This is a genomic window from Pseudomonas sp. DWP2-2 (assembly GCF_049897065.1).
GTDB lineage: Bacteria > Pseudomonadota > Gammaproteobacteria > Pseudomonadales > Pseudomonadaceae > Aquipseudomonas > Aquipseudomonas paracarnis.
Genome location: NZ_JAFCVN010000005.1, coordinates 379,198 through 400,781, shown reverse-complemented (window position 1 = coordinate 400,781; position 21,584 = coordinate 379,198). Strand labels below are relative to the sequence as shown.

At 61.2% G+C, this 21,584-nt stretch carries 21 protein-coding genes; 14 read left to right on the top strand and 7 right to left on the bottom strand.

Going from position 1 to position 21,584, the window contains the following annotated elements; genetic code table 11:
• Positions 1-33: 33 nt before the first annotated feature.
• From purE to ACP7CZ_RS14540, 4 genes are all read left to right on the top strand, one after another.
• Positions 34-525, top strand: a complete 492-nt coding sequence (gene purE / locus ACP7CZ_RS14555) for a 5-(carboxyamino)imidazole ribonucleotide mutase (RefSeq protein ID WP_003195648.1) — start codon at positions 34-36, stop codon at positions 523-525.
• 11 nt (positions 526-536) lie between these two features.
• Positions 537-1,622: a 5-(carboxyamino)imidazole ribonucleotide synthase gene (locus tag ACP7CZ_RS14550; RefSeq protein ID WP_054896064.1), complete on the top strand. Its 1,086-nt coding sequence runs from the start codon at positions 537-539 to the stop codon at positions 1,620-1,622.
• A 105-nt stretch (positions 1,623-1,727) separates the two neighbouring features.
• A complete protein-coding gene (locus ACP7CZ_RS14545; RefSeq protein WP_005792540.1) occupies positions 1,728-1,973 on the top strand; it encodes a GlsB/YeaQ/YmgE family stress response membrane protein in 246 nt (81 codons plus the stop codon).
• A 77-nt stretch (positions 1,974-2,050) separates the two neighbouring features.
• Positions 2,051-2,587, top strand: coding sequence for a DUF3299 domain-containing protein (locus ACP7CZ_RS14540; protein ID WP_294188471.1), 537 nt, complete (start codon positions 2,051-2,053; stop codon positions 2,585-2,587).
• 114 nt (positions 2,588-2,701) lie between these two features.
• Here ACP7CZ_RS14540 and ACP7CZ_RS14535 read toward each other — a convergent pair whose 3' ends face one another.
• Complete coding sequence (locus tag ACP7CZ_RS14535; RefSeq protein WP_054896062.1) at positions 2,702-3,601, bottom strand: D-hexose-6-phosphate mutarotase; 900 nt, start codon at positions 3,599-3,601, stop codon at positions 2,702-2,704.
• A 58-nt stretch (positions 3,602-3,659) separates the two neighbouring features.
• A complete protein-coding gene (locus tag ACP7CZ_RS14530) occupies positions 3,660-4,064 on the bottom strand; it encodes an acyl-CoA thioesterase (RefSeq protein WP_003176975.1) in 405 nt (134 codons plus the stop codon).
• Positions 4,065-4,470: 406 nt separating this feature from the next.
• On the opposite strand from ACP7CZ_RS14530, the gene ACP7CZ_RS14525 reads away from it, so the two are divergent.
• From ACP7CZ_RS14525 to ACP7CZ_RS14495, 7 genes are all read left to right on the top strand, one after another.
• A complete protein-coding gene (locus ACP7CZ_RS14525; RefSeq protein ID WP_034129128.1) occupies positions 4,471-5,760 on the top strand; it encodes an MFS transporter in 1,290 nt (429 codons plus the stop codon).
• A gap of 119 nt (positions 5,761-5,879) precedes the next feature.
• Positions 5,880-6,866 (top strand): phosphate ABC transporter substrate-binding protein PstS, encoded by a 987-nt coding sequence (locus tag ACP7CZ_RS14520; protein WP_003195633.1) that lies wholly within the window; start codon positions 5,880-5,882, stop codon positions 6,864-6,866.
• Positions 6,867-7,349: 483 nt separating this feature from the next.
• Entirely contained in the window at positions 7,350-9,383 is a 2,034-nt protein-coding gene (locus ACP7CZ_RS14515) for an ABC transporter permease subunit (protein ID WP_169918798.1), read from the top strand.
• Between the two features lie 15 nt (positions 9,384-9,398).
• Positions 9,399-11,069, top strand: a complete 1,671-nt coding sequence (gene pstA, locus ACP7CZ_RS14510; RefSeq protein ID WP_034129126.1) for a phosphate ABC transporter permease PstA — start codon at positions 9,399-9,401, stop codon at positions 11,067-11,069.
• A 177-nt stretch (positions 11,070-11,246) separates the two neighbouring features.
• On the top strand, positions 11,247-12,080 hold the full coding sequence (gene pstB, locus ACP7CZ_RS14505; RefSeq protein ID WP_003195626.1) for a phosphate ABC transporter ATP-binding protein PstB: 834 nt from the start codon (positions 11,247-11,249) through the stop codon (positions 12,078-12,080).
• Between the two features lie 70 nt (positions 12,081-12,150).
• Positions 12,151-12,912 carry a phosphate signaling complex protein PhoU gene (phoU, locus tag ACP7CZ_RS14500; protein ID WP_034129125.1) on the top strand — a complete coding sequence of 254 codons (762 nt, stop codon included), beginning with the start codon at positions 12,151-12,153 and terminating at the stop codon, positions 12,910-12,912.
• Positions 12,913-13,076: 164 nt separating this feature from the next.
• Positions 13,077-13,976: a response regulator gene (locus ACP7CZ_RS14495; protein WP_034129124.1), complete on the top strand. Its 900-nt coding sequence runs from the start codon at positions 13,077-13,079 to the stop codon at positions 13,974-13,976.
• Positions 13,977-14,116: 140 nt separating this feature from the next.
• On the opposite strand, the gene ACP7CZ_RS14490 is transcribed toward ACP7CZ_RS14495, so the two are convergent.
• The 3 genes from ACP7CZ_RS14490 to phoB form a co-directional block, all read right to left on the bottom strand.
• A complete protein-coding gene (locus ACP7CZ_RS14490) occupies positions 14,117-15,457 on the bottom strand; it encodes a hemolysin family protein (RefSeq protein WP_003195620.1) in 1,341 nt (446 codons plus the stop codon).
• Positions 15,458-15,714: 257 nt separating this feature from the next.
• Positions 15,715-17,001, bottom strand: coding sequence for a phosphate regulon sensor histidine kinase PhoR (phoR, locus tag ACP7CZ_RS14485; protein WP_219857405.1), 1,287 nt, complete (start codon positions 16,999-17,001; stop codon positions 15,715-15,717).
• A 79-nt stretch (positions 17,002-17,080) separates the two neighbouring features.
• Entirely contained in the window at positions 17,081-17,770 is a 690-nt protein-coding gene (gene phoB, locus ACP7CZ_RS14480) for a phosphate regulon transcriptional regulator PhoB (protein WP_003195617.1), read from the bottom strand.
• Between the two features lie 152 nt (positions 17,771-17,922).
• Between phoB and ACP7CZ_RS14475 the strand changes: the two genes are divergently transcribed.
• Positions 17,923-18,300, top strand: coding sequence for a COG4315 family predicted lipoprotein (locus tag ACP7CZ_RS14475; protein WP_054896059.1), 378 nt, complete (start codon positions 17,923-17,925; stop codon positions 18,298-18,300).
• Between the two features lie 123 nt (positions 18,301-18,423).
• Here ACP7CZ_RS14475 and ubiA read toward each other — a convergent pair whose 3' ends face one another.
• Positions 18,424-19,314: a 4-hydroxybenzoate octaprenyltransferase gene (gene ubiA, locus ACP7CZ_RS14470; RefSeq protein WP_054896058.1), complete on the bottom strand. Its 891-nt coding sequence runs from the start codon at positions 19,312-19,314 to the stop codon at positions 18,424-18,426.
• Positions 19,314-19,877, bottom strand: a complete 564-nt coding sequence (locus ACP7CZ_RS14465; protein WP_034129121.1) for a chorismate--pyruvate lyase family protein — start codon at positions 19,875-19,877, stop codon at positions 19,314-19,316. Before ACP7CZ_RS14465 ends, ubiA begins: the two co-directional genes overlap by 1 nt.
• A gap of 195 nt (positions 19,878-20,072) precedes the next feature.
• On the opposite strand from ACP7CZ_RS14465, the gene ACP7CZ_RS14460 reads away from it, so the two are divergent.
• Both ACP7CZ_RS14460 and ACP7CZ_RS14455 read left to right on the top strand, forming a co-directional pair.
• Positions 20,073-20,240, top strand: coding sequence for a rubredoxin (locus ACP7CZ_RS14460; protein ID WP_014720509.1), 168 nt, complete (start codon positions 20,073-20,075; stop codon positions 20,238-20,240).
• A 36-nt stretch (positions 20,241-20,276) separates the two neighbouring features.
• Positions 20,277-21,425 carry an NAD(P)/FAD-dependent oxidoreductase gene (locus ACP7CZ_RS14455; protein ID WP_054896057.1) on the top strand — a complete coding sequence of 383 codons (1,149 nt, stop codon included), beginning with the start codon at positions 20,277-20,279 and terminating at the stop codon, positions 21,423-21,425.
• Positions 21,426-21,584 lie beyond the last annotated feature (159 nt).

The following is a 21,584-nucleotide window of genomic DNA, read 5'->3' as shown; positions in this document are numbered from 1 at the left end:
GCCTGCGGGCGCCCAGAGAGAAGAGGCACGACGATGAGTGCATTGGTTGGCGTGATCATGGGCTCCAAGTCCGATTGGTCCACCCTTAGCCACACCGCCGATATGCTGGAAAAACTCGGCATTCCGTACGAAGTGAAGGTGGTCTCCGCCCACCGCACCCCGGATTTGCTGTTCCAGTATGCCGATGAAGCAGAATCCCGTGGCATCGAGGTGATCATCGCCGGTGCCGGCGGCGCGGCGCACTTGCCTGGCATGTGCGCGGCCAAGACTCACCTGCCCGTGCTTGGCGTGCCGGTGCAGTCGTCGATGCTCTCGGGCGTGGATTCGCTGTTGTCCATCGTGCAGATGCCGGCTGGCATTCCGGTGGCAACCCTGGCGATCGGCAAGGCCGGCGCGATCAACGCAGCCTTGCTGTCCGCCAGCATCCTGGGCGCCAAGCACCCGCAGTTTCATGCGGTGCTGAAAAAATTCCGTGCTGAGCAGACAGACAGCGTGCTGGACAATCCAGACCCACGCATCGCCTGAGGTTGTTGACGATGAAAATCGGTGTAATCGGTGGCGGCCAACTGGGCCGCATGCTGGCTTTGGCGGGTACGCCGCTGGGGATGAACTTCGCTTTCCTGGACCCGGCGCCGGACGCCTGCGCTGCAGCTCTGGGTGAACACCTGCGCGCTGACTACAGCGACCCGGACCACCTGCGCCAACTGGCCGATGAAGTTGACCTTGTGACCTTCGAATTCGAAAGCGTCCCGGCCGAAACCGTGGCCTTCCTGTCGCAGTTCGTGCCGGTGTACCCGAGCGCCGAAGCCTTGCGCATCGCTCGCGACCGCTGGTTCGAAAAGAGCATGTTCAAGGACCTGGGCATTCCGACCCCGGCCTTCGCCGATATCCAGTCCCAGGCGGACCTGGACGCGGCGGTCGCCAGCATCGGCCTGCCGGCGGTGTTGAAAACCCGCACCCTGGGCTACGACGGCAAGGGCCAGAAAGTCCTGCGCACCGCGGCCGATGTGGTCGGCACTTTTGCCGAGCTGGGCAGCGTTGCCTGCCTGCTGGAAGGCTTCGTGCCGTTCACTGGCGAAGTCTCGCTGATTGCCGTACGCGCCCGTGATGGCGAAACCCGCTTTTACCCGTTGGTGCACAACACCCACGACAGCGGCATTCTCAAGCTCTCCGTGGCCAGCACCGACCACCCGTTGCAGGCCCTGGCCGAAGATTATTCCAGCCGCGTCCTCAAGCAACTGGATTATGTTGGCGTGATGGCGTTCGAGTTCTTTGAGGTCGACGGTGGCCTCAAGGCCAACGAAATCGCCCCGCGTGTGCACAACTCCGGGCACTGGACCACCGAAGGCGCCGAGTGCAGCCAGTTCGAAAACCACCTGCGGGCGGTGGCGGGCTTGCCGTTGGGCTCCACGGCCAAGGTCGGCGAGAGCGCCATGCTCAACTTCATCGGCTCTGTACCGCCGGTGGAGCGTGTGATGGCGATCGACGATTGTCACGTGCATCACTACGGCAAGGCCTTCAAGGCCGGGCGCAAGGTCGGCCACGCCAACCTGCGTTGCAAGGACCGTGCGACGCTGCAGGCGCAGATCCTCAAGGTTGAAGCACTGATCGCCGAACAATAAGCCTGGCTACGGCGGGAACCATTGGGGTTCTGCGTCTCTCTGATTGCAGGATGCCAAAGCCTGACTAGGCTTTGGCATGACTCATACCAATCAGAGGGAAATGCCATGGGTATCATCGGAACCATCTTTATCGGCTTGATCGTCGGCCTGCTGGCGCGCTTCCTCAAGCCTGGCGACGACAGCATGGGCTGGATCATGACCATCCTGCTGGGTATCGCCGGTTCCCTGGCCGCGACCTACGGCGGTCAGGCCCTGGGGATCTACCAGGCAGGCCAGGGCGCAGGTTTCATCGGCGCGCTGGTGGGTGCCATCGTGTTGCTGGTGATCTACGGCCTGATCAAAAAGAAGTAATCAGCCGACAAAGTCCTCTGCGCTGCGCAGGCGCAGAGGGCTAGAATGCTCGGCACTTGTATTTGCCGAGCCTCTCCATGCGCCGTCTTCTGTTAACGCTTCTTCTGCTGGGCTCTGGCCTGGCGCACGCTGGCGAACTGCCGGAAACCGACTGGCTCGACCTGATGCCGCTGTCGGATCAGAAAGCTCTCGAAGCCATGCCCGAGATCGACCACAACTCCCCCGAAGCTCAAGGCACGTTCACCGAAAAGGGTGGCTTGAAGCAGAGCAAGGGCCTGCCTGCGGTGATGTATTCCACCAAGACCGTAGCGGCCATGAACGGCAAGAATATCCGCATTGGCGGCTATCCGGTGCCGCTTGAAACGGACGCCAAGGGCCGCAGCACATTGTTCTTCCTCGTGCCTTACCCGGGCGCCTGCATACACGTGCCGCCACCGCCGCCTAATCAACTCGTGCTGGTGCGCTATCCCAAGGGGTTGAAGCTGGATGATATCTACACGCCGCTGTGGGTCAGGGGCACGCTGAAGGTGGAGACGGTCAATAACGACTTGGCAGATGCCGCGTATGCGCTGGAGGCGGGGAAGGTGCGGGTGGTGAAGGAGTCTGATCTCTAAAGCTCAGAGCATAATCTGTGGGAGCTGGCTTGCCTGCGATAGCAACGCCTCGGTGTTCCTGATACACCCAGTTGCCTGCATCGCAGGCAAGCCGGCTCCCACATTTGATTGGGTTTACAAGGCCAGTGCCGTGATGCTCACGCCTAGAGTGTGGCTTTCGCCGGGCGCCAGGTTCACAACATCGTCCAGCACGTTGGCCGTCTCGATGCACAACATACTCTGCCAGCCGTCATCGGCCATATCGTCGAAAGCCTTGGCGCGTTCGGTCCAGGGGTTCCAGACCACGGTGGATTTCGAGCCTTCGCTGGTGAGCTGGATACGGCGCTGCCAATCGCTATCGACGATGGTCAACTGGGCCGGCGTATTCAGGTAAATGCGGTCTGTTTCGGCGCTGAAGTGCAGCAGCCCGGCTTGCTGTTTCTCGGTCCACCCGTCGGCGGTATCGATGTAGGCCACGCCATCCAGCCCCTCGACCTGCACTTTGCGCACATCGCTCACGGCGAAGTAGGTGTGCAATGCCTGGCTGAGGGTCACGGTGTCGGCGCCGCGGTTGTGGCTGGTCAGGCGGATGTGCAGTTGGTCATCCAACAGCAGGCTCAGCGTCAGGTCTACCTGATGGGGCCAGCCTGGAAAGCCGCCAGCCGGCACCGGCAATACCAAGTCCACTCGCAGCGTCTGGCCGTCGAGTTCGGTGGTGGCCAGTTCCCAGCGGGCGGTGCGCACAAAACCGTGGGCGCCGGCAGGCTGATCACTCTGGCGCATGGCTTTGACGCTTTGCGGGTTGCGGTCGAACACCCCGAACCACGGCCAGCACACCGGTACGCCGGTACGAATGCCTTTGCCCTGCTTGAACACTGCCTCAGGGTTCGGCCAGATCAGCGGCTGTTCGCCCTCGCGCTGGTAACTGAAGATATGCGCACCCTGTTGGGCCACCATCAGCTCGGCGCCGTTGTGGCGGATGCGCCAGCAGTCCAGCTCGTCGATTTTTACCGTCTCAACGTGGGGCGTAGGCATGACAAAGCTCTCTTAGTGGCAGGCAATGGGGCAATTGACCGTTAAAACCCGGCGAGGTTTAACGCGCCCGTGACGGTACCGAGCGCGTGCGGCCGCTGCCATCGATGGCGACGAACACGAATACGGCTTCGGTCACCTTGCGCCATTCGCTGGACAACGGATCGTCGCTCCACACTTCGACCATCATCTGGATCGAACTGCGGCCGATTTCCAGGGCCTGGGTATAGAAGGAAAGCTGCGCACCCACGGCCACCGGCACCAGAAACGCCATGCGATCAATGGCCACGGTGGCCACGCGCCCACCGGCGACCTTGCTGGCCATTGCCGTGCCGGCGAGGTCCATCTGCGCGACCAGCCAGCCGCCGAAGATATCGCCAAAACCGTTGGTTTCACGCGGGAGCGCGGTGATTTGCAGGGCGAGATCGCCTTGCGGGATAGGATCTTCTTGTTCGAGTTCGATCATGCCGAGGGTGCCTCTGACCCGTGACGCTTCATGGGTATTTCAAGTGGATAGCCGTCTTCTCAGAAAAACGTTTCAGCACCAACATACACCGCTCGATGCGTTTCTCGTAAGGCGAACTAAAGGGAAACTCTGCCAAACCGGCTGGACGGCACCCAACAACGTTTTGGCACAGCAGCCCCTCAAGACAGCGGGTCTGGCGCTTGCACCGGCGAGTATATCGAGACCCTGGCGCCACGACGACCTCCCGACGCTCATTTGGTCGGTAAATAGATGCTGTATCGGGGCTTTTGCGCGCAACTGTGCTCCTGGCGCTGTGCTTTTTCGGGCGATTTGCTATCTTGCCAAACCCGCCGCAAGTCACGGGCGTGCAGTCCTTTACGATGATTACTATAAGAGAAGCCTTGCCATGTCCTCCGTGCCCGCAAGCAGTGCGCAACCCTCGCGCCCGCTGACCCGCAACGACTACAAAACCCTGTCGCTGTCTGCCCTGGGTGGAGCGCTGGAGTTCTACGACTTCATCATCTTTGTGTTTTTCGCCACCGTGGTCGGGAAACTGTTCTTCCCTGTGGACATGCCCGAATGGCTGCGCATGATGCAGACCTTCGGCATCTTCGCCGCCGGCTACCTGGCGCGCCCCTTGGGCGGCATCATCATGGCGCACTTTGGTGACCTGCTGGGGCGCAAGAAGATGTTCACCCTGAGCATCTTCATGATGGCCGTACCCACCCTGATCATGGGGCTGCTGCCCACCTACGCGCAGATCGGCCTGTGGGCGCCGGTCCTGTTGCTACTGATGCGCATCATCCAGGGCGCGGCGATCGGCGGCGAAGTACCGGGCGCCTGGGTGTTCGTCTCCGAGCACGTCCCGCCGCGCCACATCGGCTACGCCTGCGGCACCCTGACCAGCGGCCTCACCGCCGGTATTCTGCTGGGCTCGTTGGTGGCTACCGCCATCAATAGCGCCTATACACCGGAACAGGTCTCTGATTACGCCTGGCGGATTCCTTTCCTGCTCGGCGGCGTATTCGGCCTGCTGTCGGTGTACCTGCGTCGTTGGCTGCATGAAACCCCGATCTTCGCCGAGATGCAGCAACGCAAGAGCCTGGCCGCTGAACTGCCGTTGCGCGCCGTGTTGCGCGATCACCGTGGCGCCATTGTGCTGTCGATGCTGCTGACCTGGCTATTGTCGGCCGGCGTGGTGGTAGTCATCCTGATGACCCCGACCGTGCTGCAAACCATCTACCACTTCAGCCCTACGGTTGCGCTGCAAGCCAATAGTCTGGCCATCGTGACCCTGAGCCTGGGTTGCATCGCCTCGGGTGCGCTGGCCGACCGTTTTGGCGCCGGTCGCGTGCTGGTCACAGGTTGCGCACTGCTGCTGGCGACTTCCTGGACGCTGTATCACAGCCTGATGGCCCACCCCGACTGGCTGTTCCCGTTGTATGCCTTGACGGGTCTGTTTGTCGGTACCATCGGCGTGGTGCCCTACGTGATGGTCAAAGCCTTCCCGCCGGTGGTGCGCTTCAGCGGTCTGTCGTTTTCCTACAACGTTGCTTATGCCGTGTTCGGCGGGTTGACGCCATTGGCGGTGTCGCTGCTGATGAAGGAGAGCCCGATGGGCCCGGCTTACTATGTGGCCGTCCTGTGTGTGATGGGGATGCTGGTGGGCGGGTATCTGTGGAAACGCGGCCGCTGAAGCCTGCACATTCAGATAGTGGCCTTTCATCTAATTGTCATATTTCAGACATAGAGTGTTCACACGGCCTGCCGATACTTGGCCCCGATCCAATTATCCCTATCTGCTAGGAGCAAGGCATGAAACTGAAACGTTTGATGGCGGCAATGACTTTTGTCGCTGCTGGCGTTGCGACCGCCAACGCGGTGGCCGCTGGTGTCGATCCGGCAATCCCGGCTTACGTCAAGACCACTGGTGTGTCGGGCAACCTGTCCAGCGTCGGCTCCGATACCTTGGCTAACCTGATGACCCTGTGGGCCGAGGGTTATAAAAAGGAATACCCGAACGTCAACATCCAGATTCAAGCTGCTGGCTCCGCTACTGCGCCACCTGCGCTGACTGAAGGCACCTCCAACCTGGGCCCGATGAGCCGCAAGATGAAGGACACCGAACTGGCGGCCTTCGAGCAGAAGTATGGCTACAAGCCAACCGCTATCCCGGTTGCCGTGGATGCCCTGGCGGTATTTGTGCACAAGGACAACCCGATCCAGCACCTGACCATGGAACAGGTCGATGCGATCTTCTCCTCGACGCGTCTGTGCGGCGCCAAAGCCGATGTGAAAACCTGGGGTGACCTGGGCGTGACCGGCGACCTGGCCAACAAGCCAGTGCAACTGTTCGGGCGTAACTCGGTATCCGGCACCTACGGCTACTTCAAGGAAGAAGCCCTGTGCAAAGGCGACTACAAGCCAAACGTGAACGAACAACCGGGCTCGGCTTCGGTCGTGCAGTCGATCAGCTCCTCGCTGAACGGCATCGGTTACTCGGGCATCGGCTACAAGACCGCCAGCGTGAAGACCGTGCCATTGGCCAAGAAAGGCAGCACTGACTACATCGAAGACTCCGAAGAAAACGCCCTGAACGGCAAGTATCCGCTGTCGCGTTTCCTCTACGTGTATGTCAACAAAGCCCCGAACAAGCCACTGGCGCCGCTGGAAGCTGAGTTCGTGAAACTGGTGCTGTCCAAGCAGGGCCAGGAAGTGGTGGTCAAAGACGGCTACATCCCGCTGCCAGCCAAAGTCGCCGCCAAGGCCCTGGCTGACCTGGGTCTGAAAGAAGGCAACTAAGCCTGCGATACCTGATGTAGACGCATGCTTTTCTGTGGGAGCGGGCTTGCCCGCGATGCTGGCGACGCGGTTTAGCGTTGAAATCGTGTTGATGGCATCGCGGGCAAGCCCGCTCCCACATAAGCAGTCTGCATCCCTAATTTTTATCCGCTGCCAGCCCTGCTTCGCGGCGGATTTGTTGCGTCACTGCACTGTCATCTTTCTGTCATACAGGATCGCTAGGGTGTGCGCATGAATGATCTGGCCAATTCCACCATGACGACGACTTCCCCTCCCAAGCGCATTGATTTCAATACGCCTGAGCTGCAACGCAAGCGCCGCATCCGCGCGCTCAAGGATCGCTTCACCCGTTGGTATGTGCTGGTCGGCGGCCTCGCCGTGCTGGCCGCCATTACCCTGATCTTCTTCTTCCTCGCCTATGTGGTTGCGCCATTGTTCCAGGGCGCCTCGTTGACCAAGGAAGACGCGTTGACGCCCGCTTGGATGCAGGACGCCGGCAAGCCGTTGATGATCTCCCTCGAAGAACAGAACCAGGTCGCCATGCGGGTTTCCGACAAGGGCCAGGCGCTGTTCTTTGCCGTGGACACCGGTGCCGAGCTCAAGCGTGTCGACCTGCCGATTCCGGCCGGTACCAGCGTTGCTTCCATTGGTGAAGATCAGCCGGGCAGCCCGCTGGTGATTCTCGGCTTGTCCAATGGCCAGTCTTTGGTGTTTCGCCACACCTATAAGGTGTCGTACCCGGACGGCAAGAAAACCATCACCCCAGCGATCGAGTACCCCTACGGCGAAACGCCGATCGTGCTGGATGACACCGGTCGTCCCTTGGAACACGTTGCGCTCAACGCCACCGATACCTCCCTGGTGGTGGCAGGTTCCGCCGGTTCGCACTTGAACGTGCTGACCCTGAGCCGTGAAGAAAACATGATGACCGGTGAGGTCACCAGCGAGCAGAAGCGCGTCGAGCTGCCGCAGATGACCGAGCCGGTGAAGGCGATCTTCATCGACCCACGCCAGCAGTGGTTGTATGTGATCAACGGTCGTGCCCTGGCCGACGTGTTCAGCCTGCGCGACAAGAGCCTCAACGGTCGCTACAAACTGTTGGAAGACGCCGACACGGAAATCACCGCCAGCACCCAGTTGGTCGGCGGTATCTCGCTGATCCTAGGTAACTCCAAAGGCGGCCTGGCCCAGTGGTTCATGGCCCGCGACCCCGATGGCGAACAGCGCCTGAAGCAGATCCGCACCTTCCAGATGGGCACCGCGCCCATCGTCGAAATCAGCGCTGAAGAGCGCCGCAAAGGCTTCACCGCCCTGGATGCTGCTGGCCAGTTCGGCGTGTTCCACAGCACTGCCCACCGCACCTTGCTGGTGGACCCGGTGGTCGACGGCCAGGGTCTGTTCGGCATGTCGCCACGGGCCAACCGTGTGATTGTCGAGGCGGGTGGCAAGCTGCAACCGTTGTTGCTCGACAACCCGCATCCGGAAGTGTCGTGGAGCGCGTTGTGGAGCAAGGTCTGGTACGAGAACTACGACGAGCCTAAATACGTCTGGCAATCCACGGCCGCCAACACTGACTTCGAACCCAAGATGAGCCTGGCCCCGCTGACCTTCGGTACCTTGAAGGCCGCGTTCTACGCCATGTTGCTGGCGGCGCCACTGGCGGTTGCTGCAGCGATCTACACCGCTTACTTCATGGCGCCGAGCCTGCGCCGCAAGGTCAAGCCGGTGATCGAGCTGATGGAAGCCATGCCGACGGTGATCCTCGGATTCTTCGCCGGCCTGTTCCTGGCGCCGTATGTGGAAGGGCACCTGCCGGGCATTTTCAGCCTGTTGATGCTGTTGCCGATTGGCATCCTGGTCGCCGGCTTTGTCTTCAGCCGCTTGCCTGAGTCGATCCGCCTGCGCGTTCCCGATGGTTGGGAAAGCGCGATCCTGATTCCTGTGATCCTGTTGGTGGGCTGGCTCTCGCTGTACATGAGCCCGTACCTGGAAACCTGGTTCTTCGGCGGTGACATGCGCATGTGGATCTCCCACGATCTGGGCATTACCTACGACCAGCGCAACGCGTTGGTGGTCGGCCTGGCCATGGGTTTTGCGGTGATCCCGAACATCTACTCCATCGCCGAAGACGCCGTGTTCAGCGTGCCACGCGGCCTGACTCTGGGTTCCCTGGCCCTGGGCGCCACGCCGTGGCAGACCATGACCCGCGTGGTCATCCTCACCGCCAGCCCGGGCATCTTCTCGGCGCTGATGATCGGCATGGGCCGCGCCGTGGGCGAGACCATGATCGTACTGATGGCTACCGGTAACACCCCGGTGATGGAGATGAACCTGTTCGAGGGCCTGCGCACCCTGGCGGCCAACGTTGCGGTGGAGATGCCCGAGTCGGAAGTGGGCGGCAGTCATTACCGCGTGCTGTTCCTCTCGGCGCTGGTGCTGCTGTTGTTCACCTTCATCATGAACACCCTCGCCGAGCTGATTCGTCAGCGTCTGCGCAAGAAATACTCGTCGCTTTAAGAAAGGTAGAAGTCTGTGAAACAGAACTCCCTGAATGGATGGTTCAAGAGCGGCGCCCCCGGCGTCTGGATCAGCGGTGGCGCGGTGTCCATCGCGGTCATCATGACCATTGGTTTGCTGGCTGTGATTGCGGTGCGGGGCCTGGGCCATTTCTGGCCGGCCGACCTGATCCAGGCCAACTACAACGTGCCAGGCCAGGCCAACCACATCGTGATCGGCGAAGTGGTGCAGAAAGAAGAAGTGCCGCGTGAGCGCCTCAAGAGCGCGGGCCTGCCGGTGCCCGACCAGGGCCCGGAATTCATGACCCGTGAGCTGATCAAGGTCGGCAACCGCGACCTGAACGGCAACGACTTCACCTGGATTGTCGGTGAGTGGCTGAAGGACCAGACCAAGCCTGCGAACCTGATGGCCATCGAGCGTCGTGAGTGGGGCAACTTCTACGGCACCCTGGTCAACGTCAAACAGGACGGCAAGGTGATTGCCGAAGGCGAGGCCGCGTGGCCTGAGCTGCAAGCCCGCGTGGACCGCGTGAACAAGCTGGCCGCTCAGCTCAAGAGCCTGGAAAAAACCGATATTGGCGCGATCAACGCAGGGCTGGAGCGCATCCGCCTGCACGGTCGCAAACTGGAACTGGAAGGCAAGCTCGACGCTGCCGCCCAGGCCGACATGGACGCCGACCGCGCCGAGCTGAACGCCCGCTACCAGGACATCGAAGCGCGCCTGGCCGACCTGCATGCCCAGTTCAACCGCGACGCCCTGACGGCGCGTGACGGCAACGGCAAGGAAGTGGAAATCGGCATCGGCAAAGTGGTGCACGCCTACCAGCCGAACGCCATGGGCACGATGACCAAAATCGGCTTCTACTTCAGCAAGGTCTGGGAATTCCTCAGCGATGACCCACGGGAAGCCAACACCGAAGGCGGGATCTTCCCGGCCATCTTCGGCACCGTGATGATGACCCTGATCATGGCAATGATCGTGACCCCGTTTGGCGTACTGGCCGCGGTGTACCTGCGTGAATACGCCAAGCAGAACACCTTGACGCGCATCATCCGCATCGCCGTGAACAACCTGGCCGGCGTACCGGCCATCGTCTACGGCGTGTTCGGCCTGGGCTTCTTCGTGTATGTACTGGGGGGCTCGGTAGACCGTTTGTTCTTCGCTGAAGCGCTGCCTGCGCCGACCTTCGGTACGCCGGGGTTGCTCTGGGCTTCGCTGACCCTGGCGCTGCTGGCGGTGCCTGTGGTGATCGTGGCCACCGAAGAAGGCCTGGCGCGGATTCCTCGCACCGTGCGTGAAGGCTCCCTGGCGCTCGGCGCGACCAAGGCGGAAACGTTGTGGAAGATCGTGCTGCCAATGGCCAGCCCGGCGATGATGACCGGCATGATCCTCGCCGTGGCCCGTGCCGCGGGTGAGGTGGCACCGCTGATGCTGGTGGGTGTAGTGAAGCTGGCGCCGTCGCTGCCGCTGGATGGCAACTACCCGTACCTGCACCTGGACCAGAAGATCATGCACCTGGGCTTCCATATTTATGACGTCGGCTTCCAGAGCCCCAACGTCGAAGCCGCACGGCCGTTGGTGTACGCCACCGCCTTGCTGCTGGTACTGGTGATCGCCACGCTCAACCTGTCGGCAGTGTGGATTCGTAACCACCTGCGCGAAAAATACAAAGCGCTGGACAGCTAATGCGATCCAATGTGGGAGCTGGCTTGCCTGCGATAGCATCACCGCGGTTTTACTGCAATACCGCGCCGCCCGTATCGCAGGCAAGCCAGCTCCCACAGGGCTCGGTGTCAGGCACAGAATTTGAGTAAGCCGCCCCGGCGGTTCAACGAAATGAATTGGTAGCACAGGGAGCATCCCATGCAACACGAAACCCAATCCCACGGCATCAACATGTCTGCCCTGGGTCGCGACAAGCAGAGCCTGAGCCTGGCCCAGGAAACCGTGGCCATCGAAGTCCCCGGCCTGAGCCTGTACTACGGCGACAAGCAGGCACTGTTCGATGTCAGCATGAACATCCCCAAGCAACGCGTGACCGCCTTCATCGGCCCGTCGGGCTGCGGCAAGTCCACGTTGTTGCGTACCTTCAACCGCATGAATGACCTGGTGGACGGTTGCCGTGTAGAAGGTGCAATCAACCTCTACGGCACCAATATCTACCGCAAGGGCGAAGACGTGGCCGAACTGCGTCGCCGCGTGGGCATGGTGTTCCAGAAGCCTAACCCGTTCCCCAAGACCATCTACGAAAACGTGGTCTACGGCCTGCGCATCCAGGGCATCAACAAGAAGCGCATCCTCGACGAAGCCGTTGAGTGGGCCCTTAAAGGCGCGGCGCTGTGGGACGAGGTCAAGGACCGCCTGCACGAATCGGCACTCGGCCTGTCCGGCGGCCAGCAGCAACGTCTGGTGATCGCGCGCACCATCGCCGTGGAGCCGGAAGTGCTGCTGCTCGACGAACCGTGCTCGGCACTCGACCCGATCTCGACGCTGAAAGTCGAAGAACTGATCTACGAGCTCAAGTCCAAGTTCACCATCGTCATCGTGACCCACAACATGCAACAGGCGGCGCGGGTTTCCGACTACACCGCGTTCATGTACATGGGCAAGCTGGTGGAGTTCGGCGACACCGACACCCTGTTCACCAATCCGGCGAAGAAGCAGACCGAAGACTACATCACCGGTCGCTACGGCTAGGAAGCTGTGGTTCTGATTGCACTGACGCTGCGGTTCTCCGCACCTTACCGGACGCTCCAAGGACGCCAACATGATTAGCAAAGAAGGCCTTACCCACCACATCTCCGCGCAGTTCAATGCCGAGCTTGAGGAAGTGCGCAGCCACCTCCTGGCGATGGGCGGGCTGGTGGAGAAGCAAGTCAATGATGCGGTCACCGCGCTGATCGAGGCCGACTCGGGCCTGGCTCAGCAGGTGCGTGAGATTGACGAGCAGATCAACCAGATGGAACGCAATATCGACGAAGAGTGCCTGCGCATTCTTGCCCGCCGCCAGCCAGCGGCCTCGGACCTGCGTTTGATCATCAGCATTTCCAAGTCGGTGATCGACCTGGAGCGCATTGGCGATGAAGCCACCAAGATTGCCCGCCGCGCCATCCAGCTGTGCGAAGAGGGTGAAGCCCCCCGTGGCTACGTGGAGGTGCGCCATATCGGCGATCAGGTGCGCAACATGGTGCGCGATGCCCTCGACGCCTTCGCCCGCTTTGACGCCGAACTGGCGTTGTCGGTGGCACAGTACGACAAGATCATCGACCGCGAATACAAGACTGCGCTGCGCGAGTTGGCCACTTACATGATGGAAGACCCGCGTTCGATCTCGCGGGTCTTGAACATTATCTGGGTGCTGCGCTCCCTGGAGCGTATCGGCGACCACGCGCGCAATATTTCGGAATTGGTGATTTATCTGGTGCGCGGCACCGACGTGCGGCACATGGGCCTCAAGCGCATGAAGGCCGAAGTTGAAGGCACTGCTGATCTAATCCCTAATGTTCCGGGCGAATCGGACGATAAGTAAGGTTGCCCGAGAAATTAACGCCCGGCCTCTGGCCGGGCGTTTTCGTTTGCGGCATCTGAATTTTTTGCACAGCAGGCGCCATAAAGTCCTTCTGTGACCCGCGAGTTTTGGCAAAATGCCATCAGTCAGGCGTTTTGCAGACGTTTTAATAGGATGAAGGGTCGATGAGTAAAGTCAGTGTGTTGGTGGTGGATGACGCCTCGTTTATTCGCGACCTGGTGAAGAAGTGCCTGCGTAATTACTTCCCCGGGATCAAGATCGAAGATGCGGTGAATGGCAAAAAGGCGCAATCCATCCTCATGCGCGAAACCTTCGACCTGGTGCTGTGTGACTGGGAAATGCCGGAAATGTCCGGCATTGAGCTGTTGACCTGGTGCCGCGAGCAAGCGCACTTGAAGGCCATGCCGTTCGTGATGGTGACCAGCCGTGGCGACAAGGAAAACGTGGTGCAGGCGATTCAGGCGGGGGTTTCCGGCTACGTCAGCAAGCCGTTCACCAACGAGCAGTTGCTGAACAAGGTCAAGCAGGCCCTGCACAAGATCGGTCGCCTCGATGCGCTGATTGCCAGCGCGCCGACCAAGATGAACTCAGCCTTTGGCAACGACTCCCTGAGCGCCCTGACCGGCGGCAAACCCGAAGCGGTCAAGCCGGCCCCGGTGGCGGCGCCCAGCAAAGGTCTGCTCAATACACCGCCAGCCAAGGCCCCCGCAGCAGCGGCGCCGACGGGCAGTCGCGGTCAGGGCCAGTTGCGCCTCGCAAGTGGCACCCAGCAATGCGTGATCAAGGCCTTGAGCATCAAGGAAGCGTTGCTGGTGGTAAAGCGTGGCGAGGTCCTGCCACAAGTACTGGAAAGCGCCGTGCTCGACCTTGAACAGGGCGACAACGCCGAAGTCGCACGGCTCAACGGCTACCTGCACGCCATCGTCGCCTACGAGCCCAAGCCCGACAGCGACTGGTTGCAACTGACTTTCCGCTTTATCGACCAGGATGCGCAGAAGCTGGACTACATATCCCGCCTGATCGCCCGTGGCACGGCGCAGAAGCATTTCGTGCCGGGTGCGTGAAGCACCGCGACGCCTATCCCCTGTAGGAGCGAGCTTGCTCGCGAAAAACGCCAACGATAACGCGTGCTTCCTGAATAAACGCGGCGCCTGTGAGTTTTTCGCGAGCAAGCTCGCTCCTACAGAGGGCGACTGGTCTACAGTCAGTCCAGCAACAGCACCTTGGCCAACACGATCTTCGGCCCTTTCATCTTCTTGATGATGATCCGCAAGCCTTCAACTTCCAGCACTTCTTCTTCTTCCGGCACGCGCTTGAGCGTGTCGTAGATCAGGCCGGCCAGGGTTTCGGCTTCGATGTGGTCCAGGTCGACGCCCAACAGGCGTTCCACCTTGAACAACGGCGTGTCGCCACGCACCAGCAGTTTGCCGGGCTGGTAGGCGAGGATGCCGCGCTCGGCCTTGCGGTGTTCGTCCTGGATATCGCCCACCAGCACTTCCAGCACGTCTTCCATGGTCAAGTAGCCGATGATCTTGCCGTCGGCTTCTTCCACCAGGGCGAAGTGCGCGCCGCCTTTGCGGAACTGCTCCAGCAGTTGCGACAACGGCATATGCCGCGATACGCGTTCCAGTGGGCGGGTCAATTCGGCCAGGTTGAACGATTCGGGGATATGGTCCAGGGCCGCCAGTTCCAGGAGCAAATCCTTGATGTGCAGCAAACCGACAAACTCGTTGCGCACCGCGTCATACACCGGGTAACGGCTGAATTTATGGCGACGGAACAGCGCGAGGATTTCCTTGAGCGGGGCGTTGAAGTCCAGAGTCACCAGGTCTTCCCGGGAGTTGGCCCAGTCCACTACTTCCAGCTCGCCCATTTCCACGGCGGAGGCGAGGACGCGCATGCCTTGGTCGCTGGGGTCCTGGCCACGGCTGGAGTGCAGGATCAGCTTGAGTTCTTCGCGGCTGTAATGGTGCTCATGGTGCGGGCCAGGCTCGCCTTGGCCCGCGATACGGAGGATGGCGTTGGCACTGGCGTTGAGCAGGTAAATGGCCGGGTACATCGCCCAGTAGAACAGGTACAGCGGCACGGCCGTCCACAGTGACAGCAACTCGGGTTTGCGAATCGCCCAGGATTTTGGGGCCAACTCACCGACCACGATGTGCAGGTAGGAAATCACGAAGAAGGCGGCAAAGAACGACACGCCCTTGATCACTTCCGGCGACTGCACGCCGACCGCGCCCAGCATCGGCTCGAGGATGTGCGCAAAAGCCGGTTCACCGACCCAGCCCAGGCCCAGGGACGCCAGGGTGATACCCAACTGGCAAGCCGAGAGGTAGGCGTCGAGCTGGCTGTGCACGGTACGCAGGATCTGCCCGCGCCAGCCGTTCTTATGGGCGATGGCCTCGACGCGGGTGGCGCGCAGTTTGACCATGGCAAATTCCGCCGCAACGAAGAAACCGTTGAGCAGTACCAGGATCAGTGCAAAAAGAATCATGCCGAAATCGGCGAAGAGTGTAGCGAGGGTAATGCCAGGGGAAGGGTCCATGATGGGGTTTTGCAGGTTCCGTGTGTTCAATAAGGGGTGACAGGTAGGCCTGAAAGGCAGGCGCAAGTCGGCCAATGTAGCGGCTGACGGGGCGCTTGCCTAGTGCCCGCTGCCGGGCGGGGCTGCAAAGTCGTGTCGCAGAACCCGTGTGGGAGCTGGCTTGCCTGCGATGGCGGTCTGCCTGCTACCGATAATTTGGCTGACCCGCCGTCATCGCAGGCAAGCCAGCTCCCACAGTGGGCCGTGCTCACTTCCGCTTAATCATCGGCCTCGACCGCTCGCGAACGGTTTACCTGCGCCGGCGGAAAATGACAGGTAAAGGTACTGCCATGCCCCAGCACGCTGCTTATTTCCAGGCGGGCCCGATGGCGCAGCAGCACATGCTTGACGATGGCCAGGCCCAGCCCGGTGCCGCCGGTGTTGGAGTTGCGGCTGGAGTCGACACGGTAGAAGCGCTCGGTCAGGCGCGGCAGGTGCTTGGCGTCGATACCGATACCCGAGTCCTGCACACTCAGGTGCGCGCCGTGCTCGTCGGCCCACCAGCGAATGCGGATATTGCCCTTGTCCTGGGTGTACTTCACCGCGTTGAACACCAGGTTGGAGAATGCACTGCGCAATTCGCCTTCACTGCCCTTGAGCAATACGGTTGGGTCGGCCTCCAGCGTGATCTGCTGCCCGCGTTCGCCCGAGAGGGCCTGGGCATCGTTCTTGATCGTCTGCAACAGGCTCTGCACCGCCACGGGGTGGTTGTCCGAGGGGTAGTCCGTGGCTTCAAGCTTGGCCAGCAACAGCAGGTCGTTAAGCAGGGTTTGCATGCGCGAGCCTTGCACTTGCATCTGCTGCAGGGCGCGGCTCCAGCGCGGGTTGATCTCATCGACATTGTCCAGCAACGTCTCCAGGTAGCCGCAAATCACCGTCAAGGGCGTACGCAGCTCATGGGAAACGTTGGCGACGAAGTCTTTGCGCATCTGTTCCAGCTGGTGAATACGGGTCACATCACGTACCAGCATCAAGTGCTCGTTGTTGCCGTAGCGAGTCAGGTACAGCTGGATGCGCACGCGGTCGTTGGTGGGCGAGGGGATTTCCAGGGCTTCTTCGTAGTTGTCCTGCTCGAAGTATTCCTTGAAGCGCGGGTGACGCACCAGGTTGGTCACCGGCTGGCCGCTGTCCTGGGGCGTCTTGAGGCCCAGCAGAGTCTCGGCGGCACGGTTCCACCATTCCAGGTTGCCGTCGCTGTCGAGCATGATCACCGCGTCCTTGAGCGCGGCGGTGGACTCCTGCACCCGGTCGATCACCGCTTGCAGGCGCCCGCGTACCCGTTGGTCGCGGCGCTGCAGGTGGTAGATGCTGTCGAACACCTCGCCCCACAGGCCATAGCCATCGGGGGGGGCCTCATCGGGTTTGTGCTGGCGCAGCCATTCATGCAGGCGCAGCAATTGTTTGAGGGTCCAGCCCAGGTACAACGCGATGCCGGCGGCCAGGCTCCAGCCGTAATAGCCACTGATCAGCCCGACCAGCAGGCAGGCAGTGATCAACAGAAGCATGTGGCGGATCAGGGTGCCATGCCAGTTCTGGTTCACTTAAACATGCGTCCTTGTCAGCTGTTAAGGGAGGAGGACTGGCTCAGCCTTTGGTAGAAAACCGATAGCCGGTGCCGCGCACGGTTTGTACCAGATTCTCGTACGCGTCGCCCAAGGCTTTGCGCAGGCGGCGGATATGCACGTCCACAGTGCGCTCTTCCACATAGACGTTGCCGCCCCATACCTGGTCGAGCAGTTGGCCACGGGTGTAGGCGCGCTCCTGGTGAGTCATGAAGAATTGCAGCAGGCGGTATTCGGTCGGCCCCATCTCCGCGGGCTTGCCGTCGATGGTCACGCGGTGGCTGATCGGGTCCAGGATCAAGCCGTCGACTTCGATAGGCGCTTCGCCATCGGTCGGGCCGGCGCGGCGCAGCACGGCTTTGAGGCGCGCCACCAGTTCCCGTGGGGAAAACGGCTTGGTGATGTAGTCATCGGCGCCCACTTCCAGGCCCTGGATCTTGTTGTCCTCTTCGCCCTTGGCGGTGAGCATGATGATCGGGATATCCCCGGTCAGCTCGTCACGCTTGAGACGGCGGGCCAATTCGATGCCCGAGGTGCCGGGCAGCATCCAGTCGAGCAGGATCAGGTCCGGCTTGCGGTCGACGATAATGGCGTGGGCCTGCTGGGAGTTCTCCGCCTCCAGGCAGTCATAGCCGGCCATTTCCAACGCGACGGCGATCATTTCGCGAATGGGCGCTTCGTCGTCAACGATCAGAATGCTCCTGCCAACCATGCTCAATCCTCTTGTCATTTAACTGTCTTGCGCCGCATTAGATAACGGAATTATTGCAGTCGTGTGACAGTAATTTAGTCGCTTGGGCAATTAACGGCACTCTGGACTACCCTTTGGGTCCGAATCCTGACAACCACAAAAGGAAGGTTCCGATGACTTACAGCACTGTTTCCTGGAAAACCCTGCTGGTATCTGCGGTGTTGACGCTGCCAGGGTTGGCGTTTGCGGCAGAGCCGGCGATGACTAAAGATGGGATGTTGGTGGACCACAAGGGCATGACGCTCTACACCTTCGACAAGGACGCTGATGGCAAATCAGTGTGCAAGGACCAGTGCGCGACCAACTGGCCACCGCTGAAGGCAGAGTCCACCGACACCAAGACCGGCGATTGGACGGTGATCACCCGCGACGACCAGACCAGCCAGTGGGCCTACAAAGGCAAGCCTGTCTACACCTACAAGGACGACAAGAAAGCCGGTGACAAGACCGGTGATGGCAAAGGTAGCGTCTGGCACATCATCAAGCCTTAAGTCTGCGGCGCTGCTGAGTCCATCGAGCGCAAGCCCCTCCCACATTTTTTTGATGTGCGAATACAATCAAAATGTGGGAGCTGGCTTGCCTGCGATGGCGCCCCAACAATCACCACAGAATCCTCAGCGAACCGCGTAATCCACCACGATCCCGACAAAAATCGCCAACCCCGCCCAGTGATTATGCAAGAACGCCTTGAAGCACTTCATGCGTTCCCTGTCCCGTGTGTACCAGAACTCCCAGACAAAACAGCCCGCTGCCGCCAGCAACCCGAGGTGGAACCACCCGCCCAGCTCGAACCGTGCGCCGGCCAGCAACAGGCACGCCAGCGCCAGGCCTTGCAGGGTGAGGATGATCACGCGGTCAGCGTCACCGAACAGAATGGCGGTGGATTTCACCCCGATCTTCAAATCGTCATCGCGGTCGGTCATGGCGTAATAGGTGTCGTAGCCCACCGTCCACAACAGGTTGGCGATGTACAGCAGCCACGCGGTGGCAGGCAAATGGCCGGTCTCGGCGGTAAACGCCATCGGCATGCCCCAGGAAAACGCTGCGCCCAGCACCACTTGGGGGTAATAGGTGTAGCGCTTCATGAACGGGTAGCTTGCCGCCAGTGCGAGGCCGCCCAGGGACAGCAGGATGGTGCTGGCATTGGTCAGCAGCACCAGCAGGAAACTGATGCCCATCAGCACGGCAAAAAACACCAGCGCTTCCTTCGAACTGATCTTGCCGCTAACCAGCGGGCGTTGCTCGGTGCGTTTCACATGGCCATCGACCTTGCGGTCGGCCCAGTCATTGATCACGCAGCCGCCGGCCCGGGTCAGTACCACGCCCAGCACGAAAATCACGATATTGATCAGTGACGGCGAACCCTTGCCGGCGATCCACAGGGCCCACAGCGTCGGCCACAGCAGCAGGTAGATGCCGATGGGCTTGTCCATGCGCGTCAACTGAATGAAATCCCAGGCCCTGGGGTTCAGGCGGTTCAAGGACTTGAGCAGACGTTGGTACATCAGCAGTTCTCCGGATGATCTTGCAGCGCGTGCCAGAAACTGGGCAGGAAGACTTCCGCCACCAGCACGCTCAGCGCCCCGCGGTCGAAGCGCGAGCGGCGCGCCCACAGATTATCGGCCTGGTCCGCTGTCGGCAGCCAGGCACGAGGGTAGTGACACACTTCAATGGCCTGGCGGGTAAAGGCGCGGTCGCAGAACAGCAACTCGCCCAGCGAGCGGCTGCCCAGTTCGTCCATGTGCAGCCCGTCGCCCTGCAAGGCACTGCGGGCCGCCACGCTGCGGGCGAACACCCAAGGCTGGCCGTGCCCGCGCAAATACACCTCGCGTACCCAACCGATACTGGCCGGCGGTAGGTCCAGGGCGGCGCATTCGTCGTCGCGCAACGGTTGCCAGCCTTCGAACAGCGGCGTCACGCTGAAACCCTCGTTGGACAGCCACGTCAGCCGTCGCGTCAGCGAGCCTTCGTCAAACAGCCAGTTGAGGGTCAAGGGCGTGGGCAAGGGGCTCAGAAGGCTCTGGGTCAGCCATTGGCAAGCATCGGGAAGGGCGATTGAGTGCGGCACGGTGAGTCAGTATTGGCAGCAAAAGAGGCGGCGAGCTTACCATGGCACCCTGGGCTTTTGCCGTGCCAAACCCGTCGTTTGCGTCGAACGTGCTTGCATCTGCCGGCCCCGATCAGTACAAAACGCCCTGAGCCGCGCGGCAACGCTGGATCCATCGACCGCCGGCCAACACGCCTGAACCTGAGGAAGCATGTAATGAAGAAGTGGCAATGTATCGTCTGTGGCCTTATCTATAACGAAGCGGACGGCTGGCCGGATGACGGTATTGCACCAGGCACTCTGTGGCAGGACGTCCCGGAAGACTGGCTGTGCCCGGACTGCGGCGTGGGTAAGTCGGACTTCGAAATGATCGAAATCGCGTAATCCCGAATTTAAGAAACGTACTACAAGGAGAAAGGAATGAACGCACCTGTCGTGATCATCGGCACAGGATTGGCCGGTTACAACGTCGCCCGGGAGTTTCGCAAGCTCGACAGCGAGACCCCGTTGCTGCTGATCACTGCCGATGACGGACGCTCCTACTCCAAGCCCATGCTCTCCACCGGCTTTGGCAAGAACAAGGAAGCCGATGGCCTGAGCATGGCCGAACCTGGCGCCATGGCCGAGCAACTCAAGGCCCAGGTGCGCACCCATACGCGCATCAGCGGCATCGACCCAGGCCACAAGCGCCTGTGGATCGGCGAGGAAGCGGTGAGCTACCGCGACCTGGTCCTGGCCTGGGGCGCAGAAACCGTGCGCGTACCGGTCGAAGGCGATGCGGCTGAGCTGATTTTCCCGATCAACGACCTGGAAGACTACGCGCGCTTTCGTGCCGCTGCTGCCGGCAAACGGCGCGTGCTGCTGCTTGGCGCTGGCCTGATCGGCTGTGAGTTTGCCAATGATCTGATCCTGGGCGGCTATGAAATCGACCTGGTCGCGCCGTGTGAGCAAGTCATGCCGACCCTGCTGCACCCGGCGGCAGCCGCAGCGGTGCAAGCCGGGCTGGAAGGCATCGGCGCGCGTTTCCACCTGGGCCCGGTGCTCAATCGCCTGCAACGCACGGCTGATGGCCTTGAAGCGCACCTGTCGGACGGTGAAGTGATCCACTGTGACCTGGTGGTGTCTGCCATTGGCCTGCGCCCGCGTGTAGACCTGGCCGCAGCGGCCGGCCTGCAAATCAACCGCGGGATCATGGTGGACCGCCACCTCAAGACCTCCCACGCCAATATCTATGCCCTGGGCGACTGCGCCGAGGTGGATGGCCTGAACCTGTTGTACGTGATGCCGCTGATGAGCTGCGCCCGTGCCCTGGCGCAAACCCTGGCCGGCAATGCCACGGCGGTGAGCTATGGACCGATGCCCATCACCGTGAAAACCCCGGTGTGCCCGCTGGTGGTATCACCTGCGCCACGAGGCACTGAAGGCGTCTGGAGTGTCGAAGGGCAGGGTGCCGACATCAAGGCCCTGTGCCGCGATGCCAGCGGCCGCCTGCTGGGTTACGCACTGACCGGCAGCGCTGTCATGGAAAAACTGGCGCTGAACAAAGAACTTCCGCCGTTACTGGCGTAAATACCACCCGTTCTGTCGCAAACATCACGTTCATACCCCGAGAAAGGCCGCCGCGAGACTGGCGCGGCGCCCGAGGGCATGCCATCCTCACTCCCGTCTGCCGCAGAGTAGAGCCTGCGGCGCCTTGGCGCTGCTCCACCAGAGAGCAGCACGGACATA